Source organism: Caulobacter sp. 05T431 (assembly GCF_056665975.1).
Genome location: NZ_JBFTKU010000005.1, coordinates 218,731 through 233,023, shown reverse-complemented (window position 1 = coordinate 233,023; position 14,293 = coordinate 218,731). Strand labels below are relative to the sequence as shown.

Sequence of the window (14,293 nt, the reverse complement as noted above, 5' to 3'; positions counted from 1 at the left end):
CTGCTGGCCCGCCTCGCCGCCCAGGCCGGCGCCCGAGCCGCCGCCGGGGTCAAGGCGCGGGCCCGCCACGACGCCGTGGCCTCGGTGCTGGGCGGCCGCATCACCGGCGGCGAAGCGCTGTCGGCCGTGGTCGAGGGCGTCGAGGCCCTGGACGGCCATGTCGCCCGGTTCACCCCCGCCCGCCTGGCCGCCGTGGCGGCGCCCGTGCTGATCATCGCCGCCATCGCCGTCGCCACCCCCGTGGCGGCGGCCATCCTGCTGGCCGCCCTCGTCCCGTTCGGTCTGGTCATGGCCCTGGCCGGAGGGGCGGCGGCCGAGGAGTCGCGGCGGCAGTTCCTGGCCCTGGAGCGGCTGTCGGGCCTGTTCCTCGACCGGGTCCGCGCCCTGCCCGTGGTGCTGGCCTTCCAGGCCGAGCGCACGGTGACCCGCGACCTTTCCGTCGCCGCCGACGATCTGGCGCGACGGACGATCCGCGTGCTGAGGGTCGCCTTCCTGTCGTCCGGCGCCCTGGAGTTCTTCGCCGCCCTGTCGGTGGCCCTGGTGGCGGTCTATTGCGGCTTCAACCTGCTGCGGCTGCTGCCCTTCCCGGTTCCGGAGCAACTGGACCTCAAGCGCGCCTTCTTCGCCCTGGCCCTGGCGCCGGAAGTCTACGCCCCGCTGCGCCGGCTGGCCGCGGCCTATCACGACCGCCAGGCCGCCGAAGCCGCCGCCCTGACCCTGGCCGCCCTGCCCATCCCCACCCCGCCGCCGCCCGCCGTGACGTTCGACGCCGCGCCGGCCATCCGCTTCCAGGCGGTGACCGTGGCTTACGCCCCAGACGAGGCTCCGGTGTTCAACGGCTTCGACCTGGACGTCGCCCCAGGCGAAGTGATGGCCCTGCTCGGCCCCAGCGGCAGCGGCAAGACCACCCTCCTGAACCTGTTGCTGGGCCTGGCGCCCCTGAGCGGCGGCGAGGTGACGGTCGGGAACGAGCGCCTGTCGCATCTGGGCTCGATCGCGCCTTCCGTCGCCTGGGCCGGACAATCGCCCGTGGTGCTGCCCGGGACCCTGGCCGACAACCTGGCCCTGGCCCGCCCCGGCGCGACGCAGGACGAGATCGAGCGCGCCGCCCGCGCCGTCGGCCTGGACGCCGTGCTCGCCGGTCGCGGCGGCCTGGACGCCCGGCTCGACGAGCGTGGCGCGGGCCTGTCGGGCGGCGAGCGGCGGCGGCTGGGCCTGGCCCGGGCCCTGCTCAAGCCCGCCCCGATCCTGCTGCTGGACGAACCGACGGCCGACCTCGACGCGGCGTCGGAAGCGGCCCTGCTGCCGATCCTCGTCGAGGCGGCCAGGGGGCGCACGACCCTGATCGCCACCCATTCCGAAGCCGTCGCCGCCCTGGCCGACCGCGTGGTGCGGCTATGAGCGGTCCCCTCGCCGACCTGATCCGCGAGCAGCGCAAGCGCCACGCCGACGGCCTGCGGCTGGCCGCGCTCTCGGCCGCCGTCGTCGGGGCCGGTTCGGTGCTGCTGCTGGGGCTGTCGGGCTGGTTCCTGACCGGAGCCGCCCTCGCGGGCCTGGCCGGACTGGCGGCGGCCCAGACCTTCAACGTGCTGCTGCCCAGCGCCGGCATCCGCCTGCTGGCCATCCTGCGCACCGCCTTCCGCTATCTGGAGCGCCTGGCCGGCCACGCCGCCGCCCTCAAGGCCCTGGCCGCCATCCGTCCCGCCTTCTACGCGTCCCTAGCCGCCGCCCCGCCGCGGGAGGCCCTGGCCCTGTCGCGCGGCGAGGCCTCGGCGCGGCTGGTGCAGGACGTCGACGCGATCGAGACCCGGCTGGTCCGCCTGTCCGCCCCCTGGGGCGCGGGGGCCGCGGTCGCCGCCGGCCTGGCCATGGCCGCTCCGGCCGGCTGGGCCTCGACCGGGATCGTCGCCCTGTCGGCGGCCGCCACGGTGCTGGGCGTGCGCGCCCTGGCCCGCCGCCTGACCGCCGCGACCGGTCCGGCGATCCAGCGAGCCGCCGGCGATCTCAAGGACGCCCTGGCCGCCTACGCCGCCGCCGCGCCCGAGCTTCGGGTCTACGGCGTCCAGGACCGCGCCGCCGCCGAGATCGCCGCCAAGGGCGCCCGGCTGGACGCGCTGAAGCAGCGGGCGGTGGCCGCCGCCGGCGGGCTGGCGGTGCTGCAAGGCGCGATCCTCGGCCTGGCCGTCGCCCTGGTGCTGGCCTTCGCCCACGACGCCGCCACGCCCCTGGCGGCCATGGCGGGCCTCGCCGCCGCCATGGCCCTGGAAGGCCTGGCCGGAGTGGGCAAGGCGTTCGAGCAGGACGCCGGCGCCGACGCGGCCGCCGCGCGGCTGGACGTCGTGCTGGGGCATGCGCCGGGCGCGACAGGCGCTCCGTCCTTTGCGGATCGGCCCAGTCTGAGCTTCGGCGACCTCACCCTCGAACCGGGTTCGCGGCTGGTCCTGACCGGCCCATCGGGTTGCGGCAAGACCACGGTGCTAGAGCGCTTGCTGGGCTTACGCTCTTCAAACTCCGCTCATCCCGGCATTCGCCGGGATGAGCGGTTGTTGTGTGATGGGCGGGAAATCACGGTCCAAAGCCGCGCCGCCTTCGCCCACGCCCCGCAGGACGCGGCGATGATCGCCGGCACGGTCCGCGCCAACCTCGCCCTGGCCGGCGTCCAGGCCGACGAGGTCCTGTGGGCCGCCCTGGCCGACGCCGCCCTGGAGGCCCGGGTCCGCGCCCTGCCGCAGGGGCTCGACACCTGGATCGGCGAGAACGGCGAGCGGCTGTCGGGCGGCGAGCGGCGACGGCTGTCCCTGGCCCGCGCCCTGCTGCGCGACGCCCCGTGGCTGCTGCTGGACGAGCCCACCGAGGGCCTGGACGCCGCCACCGAGGCCCTGGTCGTCCAACGCCTGGACGCGCGCCTGAAGCGCACCGGCCAGGGCCTGGTCCTGGTCAGCCACCGGCCCGCTCCGCGCGCCCTGTGCGAACGGGAACTGCCAATCGCGGCGACGCGCGCTATAGGGTAGGCGACCTTGCGCAGCGGAGACCGCTATCACGTGATGACCACGGTTTCGGCCGGGACGCTGCATAGCGATCTGCGGCCCCGGGCCTATCTGACGGCGATCGCCACGGTGCTGGCCTGCTGCCTGGTCCAGCTGGCCCTGCCCCCAGGCTTCACCGCCCCGGCGGCCTTCCTGCTGTTCGTGCCGGCCGTGCTGATCAGCGCGGCGGTCGGCGGCCTGGCGCCGGGCCTGTTCGCCACGGTGCTGGCGGCCGGGGCGGTCTGGCTGCTGAAGGTCCAGGCCCGGCCCGACCAGGCCACGGCCCTGTCGAGCCTGGTGTTCGTGATGATCGGGATCGGCATGTCGATCGGCGGCGGCTGGTTCCACGCCGCCCGGGCCCGCGCCGCCGCCATGACCCATCACCTGCAGTCGATCCTCGACTCGGCGCCCGACGCGGTGATCGTCATCGACCCGCAGGGCGTGATGACCTCGTTCAGCCCCGCCGCCGAGCGCCTGTTCGGCTGGACCGCCGCCGAAGCCATCGGCAGGAACGTCAGCCTGCTGATGCCCGAACCGGACCGCGGCGCCCACGACGGCTTCCTGGCCCACTATAGCCGCACCCGCGAGAAGCGGATCATCGGCACCGGCCGGGTGGTGGTGGGCCGGCGCAAGGACGGTTCGACCTTCCCCATGGAGCTGGCCGTGGGCGAGACGCGCGGCGCGCGGCCCTTCTACACCGGCTTCATCCGCGACCTGACCGAGCGCCAGCACACCGAGGCCCGGCTGCGCGACCTGCAGACCGAGCTGGTCCACGTCTCGCGCCTCACCGCCATGGGCGAGATGGCCTCGACCCTGGCCCACGAGCTGAACCAGCCGCTGTCGGCCATCGCCAACCTGCTCACCGGCTCGCGCCGCCTGATCGAGCGCGGTCGCCCCGAGGACCAGGCCAAGGTCCGCGACGCGGTCGACAAGGCCTCGGCCCAGGCCCTGCGGGCCGGCGACGTGATCCACCGCATGCGCGAGTTCGTGCGGCGCGGAGCCAGCGAGCGCGCGCCCGAAAGCCTGTCCAAGGTGGTCGAGGACGCCGCCGCCCTGGCCCTGATCGGCGTGCGCGAGCACCAGGTGACCACCCGCCTGCGGCTCGACCCCGCCGCCGACGACGTCTATGCCGACCGGGTGCAGATTCAGCAGGTCCTGGTCAACCTGATCCGCAACGCCATCGACGCCATGGCCGACTCGCCGCGCCGCGAGCTGGGCATTTCGAGCCGGCGGCTGGAGAACGGGTCCGTCCAGGTCAGCGTCACCGACACCGGATCGGGCATCAGCGACGAGTTCCGCGAGCGGCTGTTCCAGCCCTTCATGACCACCAAGGCCGAGGGCATGGGGGTGGGCCTGTCGATCTCGCGCTCGATCATCGAGGCGCACGGCGGGCGCATCTGGGCCGACCCGAACCCTAAGGGCGGGACCGTGTTCCATTTCATCTTGCCGCCACGCCGGCCGGAAGACGCAGAAACTGGGGATGTGACCGATGACTGAAGCCGTGGTCCACGTGGTCGACGACGACGAGAGCGCCCGCGAATCCCTGGCCTTCCTGCTGGAGGCCGCCGACTTCGAGGTGGTCAGCCACGCGTCCGCGCTCGCCCTGCTGGACGCCCTGCCGCTGGACGGGGCCGGCTGCGTGATCACCGACATGCGCATGCCCGACATGACCGGGCTGGAGCTGGTGCGCGAGCTGAACACCCGCGGCTGCCGCGTGCCGATCATCATGATCACCGGCCACGGCGACATCCCCCTGGCGGTCGAGGCCATGCGGGCCGGGGTGGTCGACTTCATCGAGAAGCCCTTCGGCGAAAGCCGGATGATCGACGCCCTGAACCGCGCCCTGGAGGCGGGTCCGAAACCGGCCGCCCCCCAGGCCTCCGACGAGGCGGCCGTCGTGCGCCAGCGGCTGGAGACCCTGTCGGAACGCGAGCGCCAGGTGCTGGACGGCGTGGTCGACGGCCAGCCCAACAAGGTGATCGCCCGCGAGCTGGGCATCAGTCCACGTACGGTCGAGATCTATCGCGCCAAGCTGATGGCCAAGATGCACGCCGACAACCTGGCCGCCCTGGTGCGCATGACCCTGTCCGCGCGGCGCGGATGAGCGTTTCGACCGGACGGTGATCTGTTCGTACAAGCCGGCCTAGGTAGTCCCCCTTAGGCGTAGGTCCCGACTGTACCGCTTGGCTCCGGCGACGGAGATTGGGCGGGCGACCAGATCGGGAGTTCGCCATGCTGTCCGTGATCCAGGCCCCCGCCACCGCGCCCGTCCGCCAGCCGGCGGCGGTCGTCCTGGACGGCCTGCACCTGAGCTTCGCCCCAGGCGAGACGATCTTCGACGAGGGCCAGCCGGCCGACCGGGTCTACCAGCTGATCTCGGGCAGCGTGCGCACCTGCCGCATCCTGCGTGACGGCCGGCGGCAGATCGAGGCCTTCCACTTCCCCGGCGACGTGTTCGGCCTGGAGAGCGGCGAGGCCTACCGCGCGGCCGCCCAGACCCTGGGCCCGGCCCTGGTGCGGGTCATGCCCCGCGCGGCGCTGGAGGCCCTGGCCCGCGAGCGCGGCGACGTGGCCCGCCGGCTGCTGGAGCTGGCCACCGAGAGCCTGCGCCGCTGCCAGGACCACGTGCTGATGCTGGGTCGCCGCACCGCCTGCGAGCGCGTCGCCGCCCTGCTGCTGGACCTGGCCGAACGCACCGGCGCCCACGCCCTGCTGGACGTGCCCATGACCCGCCAGGACATGGCCGACTATCTGGGCCTGACCATCGAGACGGTGTCGCGCACCTTCACCCAGTTCCAGCACGACGGCCTGATCGCCCTGCCGACGACGCGCAAGGTGCTGCTGCGGGATCGCGAGGCGCTGGAAGCGATGGTGGATTGAGGCGTCAGCTAGCTCGACGCCACGTTCATCCACACCGACGCCGTCTCGCCCGGGACCAGCACCTTGATCCCGCTGTCTTCGCCGTTGAACGGGTCGGGACGGTTGGCCACCGGCTCGGCGCAGACGAAGTCGGCGCCCGGCGGCGAATAGACATGCAGCCAGCGGCACTCGGGCGAGGCCGTCAGGGTCGTGCTGGCCCCGCCCGGCGCCGACAGGGTCGCGACGCCGTTCCAGCCCGTGTAGCAGTTGTCGATCAGCTCTGAGACCGCCGTCGGCGCGCCGGCCGCCCAGTCCGAGCGCCAGGGGCCTTCCACCCGGGTGGTGGGCAGGCAGTCGTCGTCGATCAGCCAGACGCCGGTCACGCCGGCCTGCAGGCGCTCGCCCTCGCGGGCCGGGAAATAGGGGTGGAAGCCCAGGCCGACGGGCATGGGCTCGGCGCCGGTGTTGGTCACCGTCAGTTCCTGCCTCAGACCGTGGTCGCCCACGACGAAGCGTTGCTCGGCGCGATAGGCCCAGGGCCATTCGCCGGGCGCGCGGTCGAAGGCCAGCACCGCCTCGGTCCCGCTCGCCGACACGACGGTCCACACCCCGCGCCAGGCCTGGCCGTGCAGGGCGTGCGGGTGGTCGCCCAGGTTGGGGGCCAGGGCCACGTCATGGCCGCCGAAGCTGAAACGGCCGTCGCGGATGCGGTTGCAGAACGGGACCAGGGCGAAGTTGCCGGTGTCCAGCACCTCGCTCGTGCCCGCCGGCGCCGGGCGCAGCACGTCGCGACCGTCCCAGGTGAACCGGACCACGCTGCCGCCCAGGGCGGGCAGGAGCTCGACGCGGGCGCGGGCGGTCTGGAGGACGACGGTCATGGAGGCCTCGATGCGAAGACGGAACGCGGCCTGCCTACGCATATCGACCTGCCGAAACAAGCGCCCTTCCCCGACGGCGCCCTCTAGGCGCGGCAAGGTCCGCGTCGCATCATCCGCGAAACTTAAGGCGGAGCGGATGAACAGACCCCTGGACGGCGTGCGCATCGTGGCGGTCGAGCAGTACGCCGCCGGCCCCTACGGCACCCAGCTGCTCAGCGAGCTGGGCGCCCAGGTGATCAAGATCGAGGCCCCGTCCCTGGGCGGCGACATCAGCCGAGGCCTGGGGCCCTACTTCCTGGGCGACCAGGACAGCCAGTTCTTCCAGACCTTCTCGCGCGGCAAGCAATCGGTGGCGCTGGAGATCAAGACCCCCGAGGGCCGCGCCGACTTCGAGCGGCTGGTGGCCGGCGCCGACGCCGTGGTCAACAACCTGCGCGGCGACCAGCCGGAGAAGCTGCGGATCCGCTACGAAGACCTGAAGGCGGTCAACCCCGCCATCGTCTGCGCCCATCTGTCCGCCTACGGACGAGGCAACAGCCGCGAGGCCTGGCCGGGCTACGACTATCTGATGCAGGCCGAGGCGGGGTTCATGACCCTGACCGGCGAACCCGATGGACCGCCCGTGCGCTTCGGTCTGTCGATGGTCGACTTCATGACCGGCTCGGTGTTCGCCCTGGGGATCGTCTCGGCGATCCTGAAGGCGCGGGCCGGGGGCGAGGGCTGCGACGTCGACGTCTCGCTGTTCGACGTGGCCCTGCACCAGACCTCGTATCCGGCGGTCTGGGCGATGAACGAAGGGCACCAGGTGGGACGGCCGCCGCGCGGGGCGCACCCGTCGATCAGCCCCTCCCAGCGGGTGAGGACGAAGGACGGCTGGGGCATGCTGATGTGCCAGACCCAGCGGTTCTGGGAGGTCTGGTGCGACCTGGTCGGCCGGCCCGAACTGAAGGCCGATCCGCGCTTCGTCGACATGCCCGCCCGTCGCGCCCATCTCGACGCCCTGACCCCGATCGTCGACGCGGTCATGGAGACCCGGACCGGCGCCGACTGGATGGCCTGGCTGGGCGGCCGCGTGCCGTTCTCGCCGATCGCCGACCTGGCCGACGCCTTGGACAATCCGTTCGTCCGCGAGGTGGGCATGCGCGACCGCATCGACCATCCGGCCCGGCCCCAGGGCCTGGACATGCTGGCCTGCCCGATCCGGATCGACGGCAAGAGGATGCCCGCCGCCCGCGCGCCGGCGCTGGGCGAGCACAACGACCTGTTGCTGGGTGACGACCGATGAAGCTCGACGGCGTCAAGGTCCTGGACCTTTCCCTGTTCCTGCCGGGACCGATGCTGACCCTGATGATGGCCGACCATGGGGCCGACGTGATCAAGGTCGAGCCGGTCGGCGAGGGCGAGCCCAGCCGCCACATCGGCCTGTCGACGGGCGGCCAGACCGTCTGGTTCCGCAACACCCATCGCGGCAAGCGCTCGGTGCAACTGGACCTGAAGAGCGCGCAGGGCCAGGCGGCGTTCTGGGCGCTGGCGAAGGAGGCAGACGTGCTGGTCGAGGCCTTCCGGCCCGGCGTGGTCGACCGGCTGGGCGTGGGCTACGACGCGGTGAAGGCGGTCAATCCGGGGATCGTCTACTGCTCGATCAGCGCCTTCGGCCAGGAGGGCCCCTATCGCGACCGCCCGGCCCACGACCTGGCCGTCGAGGCCCTGGCCGGGCTGGTGGCGCTGAACGAGGGCCAGGACGGCAAGCCGGCCATGCCCGGCCTGATGGCCGCCGACGCCCTGGCCTCGCTGACCGCCCTGTCCGGCATGCTGATGGCCCTGCTGCGGCGGGAGAAGACCGGCCGGGGCGACTTCATCGACGTCGCCATGCTGGACAGCCTGATGGCCTGGACGCCCAACGCCACCGGCCCGGTCTTCGCCGAGGGCCGCGCCAACCTCCCCAAGGCCGAGCGCTCGTGGGGCGGGGCGGCGATGTTCAACCTCTATGAGTGCGCCGACGGTCGCTGGATCGTGCTGGGCGGGTCGGAGGTGAAGTTCGCGGCCAACCTGCTGGCGGCCCTGGGGCGGTCGGACCTGCTGGACTATGCGCGATTGCCGCCGGGGCCGGGGCAGGAGCCGTTGCGGGCGTTCTTCCGGGAGACTTTCCGTGGACGGACGCAGGGCGATTGGGAGGCGTGGTTCGAGGGGCGCGACGTCTGCTTCGCGCCGGTGCGGAGCTTGAAGGATGCGTTCGATGACCCAGCGGTGGCGGCGCGGGGAATGATCTCGCGGGACGCCGAAGGGAATGCCGTGGTCGGGACGCCGATCCAGTTCCGGGAGGAGCCTGGACGGGTGGAGCCCAAGGCGCCGGGTTTGGACGAGCATCGTGGCGAGGGGTGGCGACGAAATTAGTCCGAGGCTCACCCACTTGCCCCCACCTGACCGCTACGCGGTCTGTCCGCCCCCATAGGGGGCGGAGGACGAATGCACGCCGCACCTCTTCCCCCTGCGGGGGAAGACGATCGCGAAGCGATCCGTAGGGGGCAAGTGTTCGCCGGCAGGAGGGCGCAAGACTACCGCGCGGCCTGCACCACCTTCACCGCCGGCGCGTTCTCCCAGCCCCCGCCCAGGGCCAGGAACAGGTTCACCTGGTCCGCCGCCAGCGCTCCGTCCGAGGCCGCAAGGGCCGCCTCGGCCGAGGCCAGGGTGCGCTGGGCGTCCAGGCCCGTCAGGTAGGGGCTCTTGCCGGCGCGATACAGCGTCTGGGCCTGGGCCTCGGCCGTCGCCGCCTCGTCGCGGGCCGAGCGCAGGGCCGCGTTGCGGTCCAGTTCGTGGGCGTAGACGGTCAGGCTGGTCTCGGTCTCGCGCAGGGCGTTCAGCACCGTGCCGTCGAACCGCGCCAGGGCCGCGTCGGCCCCGGCCTCGGCGCCGCGGATACGGGCGTGCTCGCCCTCGCCCGGCAGGGTCCAGCTGATCAGCGAGGTCAGGCCCCAACGGTTGGCCGGCGCCGTGCCGATGTCGGCCAGCAGGCCCGTCGAGCCGCCGCCCAGGCCGAACGAGACGCTGGGATAGAGGGCCGCGGTCGCCACCCCGATCCGCGCCGTGGCCCCGGCCAGGCCGCGCTCGGCGGCGCGGACGTCCGGCCGGCGCTTGAGCAAGGCCGCGCCGTCGCCGACCGGCAGGGGCTGGGACAGTTTCGGCGGGGCGACGCACACCTCGACCTCGCGCGGGAACTGGGCCGGCGTCCGGCCGGTCAGAGTGGCCAGCCGATAGAGCGCCGCGCGGCGGCGGCTCTCGAAGGTGGGCAGGGCGGCGCGCGACAGGTCCAGCTGGGCCTTGGCGCGGGTGACGTCCAGGCTGGTCCCGCGACCGGCCGAGACCAGCTTGCCGGTGACCTCCAGGCTCCTGGTCTGCAGGTCGACCGTGCGCTGGGCGACGGCCAGTTCGTGGCCGCTGGAACAGGCCTCGACATAGGCCCGGGCGACGTCGGCGGCGACGCTGACCCGCGCCAGGTCCAGGGCCGCCTGGCCCGCCTCGGCGTCGGCGTGGGCGGCTTCCGAGGCGCGCTTGATCCGGCCCACCAGGTCGACCTGGTAGGAGACCTTCACGCCCACGTCGGCCAGGTTCTCGACCGGCAGCTGCTCGGCCAGCAGGAACTGCTCGCCGGACTCGCGGGAGTGGGCGGCGGCGGCCGAGGCCGACGCCGAGAAGCCGCCGGCGTCATCGGCCTCGGCGGCCACGGCGTGGGCGCGCGCCAGGTTGGCGGCGGCGACCCGCAGGTCGGTGTTGGCGGTCAGGGCCTCCTGGACCAGGCCGTTCAGCACCGGGTCGTCATAGAGCTTCCACCAGCCGTCGGGCACGGGAGCCTGGCTGACGGCGGGGTTGGCGCTCTCGAGGAAGGCCCCCTGGGCCGAGGGCGCGTTGACCTTCGCGGCGACGGGAACCTTGTAGTCCGGACCGACCGTCGTGCAGGCGGCCAGGGCCAGCAGGGAGGCGGCCGCCGCCAAGGACCGAAGGGCGCTCATCGGCCGGCTCCCGTCGCCACGCCGCGCCCGTCCGCCTGCAGCACGGCCACCGTGGCCGTGCGGCCGGCGATCAGTCGCAGGTCGGCCGGCGTCTGGTCCAGGGCCACCCGCACCGGCACCCGCTGGGCCAGGCGCACCCAGCTGAAGGTCGGGTTGACGTTGGGCAGCAGGTTGGCGCCGGCCACGCGGTCGCGGTCCTCGATGCCGGCGGCGATCGACTGGATGTGGCCCTTCAGTGGTCGGTCCTCGCCCATCACCCGGACGCTGACCGGCATCCCGATCCTCAGGCCCGACAGCTTGGTCTCCTCGAAATAGCCCTCGACCCGGAACGAGCGGCTGTCGATCAGGGCCAGGACCGGCTTGCCGGCGGTGACATAGTCGCCGGTGCGCAGGGTCAGGTCCGACAGGAAGCCGTCGGTGGGGGCGTAGACCACGGTGCGCTCGAGATTGAGCTTGGCGACGTCGCGAGCGGCGTCGGCCTGGGCCAGGGCGGCCTGCGCCTGCTCGACCTTGGAGGCGCTCTGCTCGGTGCTCTCGGCGGCGACCAGCTCGCCCAGGGTCCGGTTGCGGACCAGTTCGCGGCGGGCCTGGGCCAGGGTGGCGCGGGCGGCGGCGACATTGGCGTCCGCCTGGCGCAGGGCCAGGGCGTAGCGTTCGCGATCGACATAGAACAGCGGCTGGCCGGCCTTGACGGTCTGGTCGTTGACGGCCTCGACCTTGGTCACCAGGCCCGAGACGTCGGGGGCCACCTGGACGACGTCGGCGCGGACGCGGCCGTCGCGGGTCCAGGGATCGACCTGGTAGTGGGTCCACAGGGCGCGCCCGCCGACCACGGCGGCGGCGACGACGGCGGCGGTGACGGCGAAACGGGCGCCGGTCAGCAGGACGGTCTTGAGATTGGGCATGGTCAGAGATCGATCGGCAGGGGGGCCGCGATGACCGCGGCCCAGAGGATGACGAACAGGGCGGTGTCGAACAGCGCCGGGTGCCAGACGAACCGGTAGGCGCCGGCCCACGACAGCACCCGCCGCAGCACGAAGGCGGCGGCCAGGGCGATCAGGGCCGAGACAAGGACGGAGGACAGCAGGACGCCGTCGAGGTTGATCTCGCCGATCATCGGGCTTGCTCCATGGCGAGGTTCGGCGCCGGGGCTTCGGGGAACAGGTTGCGGCGCAGACCGACCAGTCCGGTCACGCCCTGCACCTGGCCGTCGGACGTCGCGCTGGCCACGTCGCGCAGGGCGGTGTCCAGGCTCATCAGCAGGTCGGCGTCCGGCGGAGGCGTGCGGCCGGCGGCCAGGGCGGCGAAACGCTGGCCCACCCCGTCCAGGGCGGCGTCGAGACTGGCGCGGTCGAGGTCGGGCCGCGCGGCCTGGACGGCGACCAGGTTCATGCCCACCCGCAGGTCGCGCAGGGCGTCGACGCCGACCAGGTCTCCCCGCGAGCCGGTCTCGGCCAGCTTGGGGGTCAGCAGGCCCAGGCGGTCGACCAGCACGCCGGCGAAGGCGGTGGGCTCGGGCGCGGTCTTGGCGCGGGCAAGGCGCGCCAGGCCCGTCCAGGTGCGGCCCAGCAGGCGCCTGGCGCTGGCGTCCGCGCCCATCGAGCGCAGCCCGGCCGTGACCATGATCGCCGCCAACAGGCCGACGAACTGGCCGAGATTGCCATTGAGGAAGCCGGCGAAGTCGGCGCTGAAGCTCTCCTGCAGGGCCATGGCGTTGGCGAAGCCCATGATCACCGCCAGGGCCGCGCCCATGGTCTTGGGATTGGGGATGTAGAGGCCCAGGAACACCAGCGGCGGGGCCATCACCGCCAGCAGCAGCGGGAAGCCGTCGATCGCCGGCAGGATGGCGAACATGTAGAGCGCCGCCAGCGGCAGGGAGAGCAGCGAGAACAGGCCGAAATTCTTGATGGCCGGCACGGGGTCGTCCATGGCCGCGAAGAAGCAGCAGAACACCGCGCCCATCACCGGGGCGGCCGCGCCGTCGCCCCAGCCCAGGCCGATCCAGGCGGCGCACGACAGCAGGATGGCGATCACCGCCGCCCCGCCCGACAACAGGGCCAGGGGCAGGTCGGCGTGCAGCTTGCGACGGCCGGCCGTGGCCGCGGCGGTCTCCAGGGCGGGTGACAGCGGCGCGTCGGGGTCGCACAGGCGAACCATCAGGGCGTGGGCCTCGCCCAATGCCTGGACGGCCTCGGCCAGGCGGACCAGCAGGCTCTCGATCAGCAGGCCCGACCAGTCGGCGTCGCGGCGGGCGCCGGCCAGGCCTTGCAAGCGCTCCACCAAGGCCAGGCCCGGCTCGCGCGGGGCGCCGGCCTCGATCCAGGCGGCGACGGCGTCCAGCGCCTCGCGCACGACAGGGTCGGTGACGTCCTTGAGCGCCTCCATGCGGTCGGCCAGGCCCGACAGCAGCGGGATCAGCAGCAGCATGCGGTCGTGGAAGGCCCGCACCGCGCCGGTGGTCTCGCGCAGCCGCGAGGTGTCGAACGGCAGGTGGACGGCCAGCAGGTGGATCTCGCTGGCGGCGGCGGCCAGGTGCTGGCGGTCGCGGACCAGGGCCTCGCCGTCCCGCCCCTTCAGCACGTCCAGCGCCCAGCGGTCGGCCTCGCCCAGCCAGGCGGCCAGCCGCTGGCGCAGCACCGTCCCGACCGGACGCGGGAAGACCAGGCTATGGATCAGGGTGGCGCAGAGGATGCCCAGGCCGATCTCGATGACGCGCGACACGGCGATCTCGAAGATGCCGCCAGGCTGGTTCACGGCCGGGAAGCCGATGATCGCGGCGGTGTAGCCGGCCAGCATCAGGATGTAGGAGCGCGGCGTGCGGTCCAGCAGCGACACGGTCAGGCACCCGCCGACCCACAGGGCCATGGCCAGGCACAGCAGGACGGGCGCATTGACCAGGTTGGGCACCATGGCCACGGCGGCCGCCGCGCCCAGCAGGGTCCCCAGCAGCCGGTAGACCGCCTTGGAGCGCACGGCTCCGGCCAGCGGCTGGCTGACGATATAGGCGGTCGTCATCGCCCAGTACGGCCGGGGAAGGCCCAGGGCGAAACCGATATAGAGGGCGAGCATGGCCGCCGCGAAACTGTTCACCGAGAACAGCAGCGTCCATCTGTCGAACTTGGGCATGGCGGAGCGGCGTCAGCCCTCCTGCCGGTGGGCGGCCTCGAGGGCCGCCTCGAAGATCGCGAAAGTGCGCACCGTGGCGGCCAGGTCCTCGGCGCTGACCCCGGCCAGCAGGCGCGTGCGCACCTCCTGGACGGCGTCCTCGACGATCACGGCCAGGGCGTCGCCTTCCGGCGTCAGGTGCAGGGTCTTGGCGCGACCGTCCTTGGGATCGTCGCGGCGCTCGACCAGGCCGGCGGCGCACAGCTGGTCGAGGATGCGGACCAGCGACGGTCCCTCCACCCCCAGCTCCTCGGCCAGGTGGCCCTGGCGCATGCCGCCGCCCGAGCGGGCGATGTGCAGCACCGGCAGGGCGCGGGCGTCCGACAGATCGTGCTCGGCCAGGGCGCGGTTGACCTCG

General features: G+C 73.3%; 13 protein-coding genes. 7 read left to right on the top strand and 6 right to left on the bottom strand.

All coding sequences use genetic code 11. From position 1 onward, the window contains the following. The 5 genes from cydD to fixK form a co-directional block, all read left to right on the top strand. Positions 1–1,401: thiol reductant ABC exporter subunit CydD (gene cydD / locus AC1U89_RS07305; protein ID WP_479899054.1), on the top strand; the 1,401-nt coding region annotated here is incomplete at its 5' end. Further along, on the top strand, positions 1,398–3,011 hold the full coding sequence (locus AC1U89_RS07300) for an ATP-binding cassette domain-containing protein (RefSeq protein ID WP_479899053.1): 1,614 nt from the start codon (positions 1,398–1,400) through the stop codon (positions 3,009–3,011). The genes cydD and AC1U89_RS07300, both read left to right, overlap by 4 nt. A 33-nt stretch (positions 3,012–3,044) precedes the next feature. Continuing rightward, on the top strand, positions 3,045–4,523 hold the full coding sequence (locus AC1U89_RS07295) for a PAS domain S-box protein (RefSeq protein WP_479899052.1): 1,479 nt from the start codon (positions 3,045–3,047) through the stop codon (positions 4,521–4,523). Beyond that, complete coding sequence (fixJ, locus tag AC1U89_RS07290) at positions 4,516–5,130, top strand: response regulator FixJ (protein ID WP_479899051.1); 615 nt, start codon at positions 4,516–4,518, stop codon at positions 5,128–5,130. Before AC1U89_RS07295 ends, fixJ begins: the two co-directional genes overlap by 8 nt. 128 nt (positions 5,131–5,258) lie before the next feature. Beyond that, complete coding sequence (gene fixK / locus AC1U89_RS07285) at positions 5,259–5,906, top strand: transcriptional regulator FixK (RefSeq protein ID WP_479899050.1); 648 nt, start codon at positions 5,259–5,261, stop codon at positions 5,904–5,906. Positions 5,907–5,914: 8 nt separating this feature from the next. Here fixK and AC1U89_RS07280 read toward each other — a convergent pair whose 3' ends face one another. Then, a complete protein-coding gene (locus AC1U89_RS07280; protein WP_479899049.1) occupies positions 5,915–6,763 on the bottom strand; it encodes an aldose 1-epimerase in 849 nt (282 codons plus the stop codon). Between the two features lie 136 nt (positions 6,764–6,899). Between AC1U89_RS07280 and AC1U89_RS07275 the strand changes: the two genes are divergently transcribed. Next, complete coding sequence (locus AC1U89_RS07275) at positions 6,900–8,048, top strand: CaiB/BaiF CoA transferase family protein (protein WP_479899048.1); 1,149 nt, start codon at positions 6,900–6,902, stop codon at positions 8,046–8,048. Then, positions 8,045–9,157 carry a CaiB/BaiF CoA transferase family protein gene (locus tag AC1U89_RS07270; RefSeq protein ID WP_479899047.1) on the top strand — a complete coding sequence of 371 codons (1,113 nt, stop codon included), beginning with the start codon at positions 8,045–8,047 and terminating at the stop codon, positions 9,155–9,157. The genes AC1U89_RS07275 and AC1U89_RS07270 overlap by 4 nt, the downstream gene beginning before the upstream one ends. A gap of 161 nt (positions 9,158–9,318) precedes the next feature. Here the strand turns inward: AC1U89_RS07270 and AC1U89_RS07265 are convergent, their stop codons facing one another. From AC1U89_RS07265 to AC1U89_RS07245, 5 genes are read right to left on the bottom strand one after another with little or no spacing between them, the layout of a single operon-like run. Beyond that, on the bottom strand, positions 9,319–10,770 hold the full coding sequence (locus AC1U89_RS07265) for an efflux transporter outer membrane subunit (protein WP_479899046.1): 1,452 nt from the start codon (positions 10,768–10,770) through the stop codon (positions 9,319–9,321). Further along, positions 10,767–11,675 (bottom strand): efflux RND transporter periplasmic adaptor subunit, encoded by a 909-nt coding sequence (locus tag AC1U89_RS07260; RefSeq protein ID WP_479899045.1) that lies wholly within the window; start codon positions 11,673–11,675, stop codon positions 10,767–10,769. The genes AC1U89_RS07265 and AC1U89_RS07260 overlap by 4 nt, the downstream gene beginning before the upstream one ends. A gap of 2 nt (positions 11,676–11,677) precedes the next feature. Further along, entirely contained in the window at positions 11,678–11,887 is a 210-nt protein-coding gene (locus tag AC1U89_RS07255) for a DUF1656 domain-containing protein (protein ID WP_029911945.1), read from the bottom strand. Further along, positions 11,884–13,896 (bottom strand): FUSC family protein, encoded by a 2,013-nt coding sequence (locus AC1U89_RS07250; protein ID WP_479899044.1) that lies wholly within the window; start codon positions 13,894–13,896, stop codon positions 11,884–11,886. The genes AC1U89_RS07255 and AC1U89_RS07250 overlap by 4 nt, the downstream gene beginning before the upstream one ends. A 12-nt stretch (positions 13,897–13,908) precedes the next feature. Further along, positions 13,909–14,262, bottom strand: a complete 354-nt coding sequence (locus AC1U89_RS07245; RefSeq protein WP_479899059.1) for a MarR family winged helix-turn-helix transcriptional regulator — start codon at positions 14,260–14,262, stop codon at positions 13,909–13,911. Positions 14,263–14,293 lie beyond the last annotated feature (31 nt).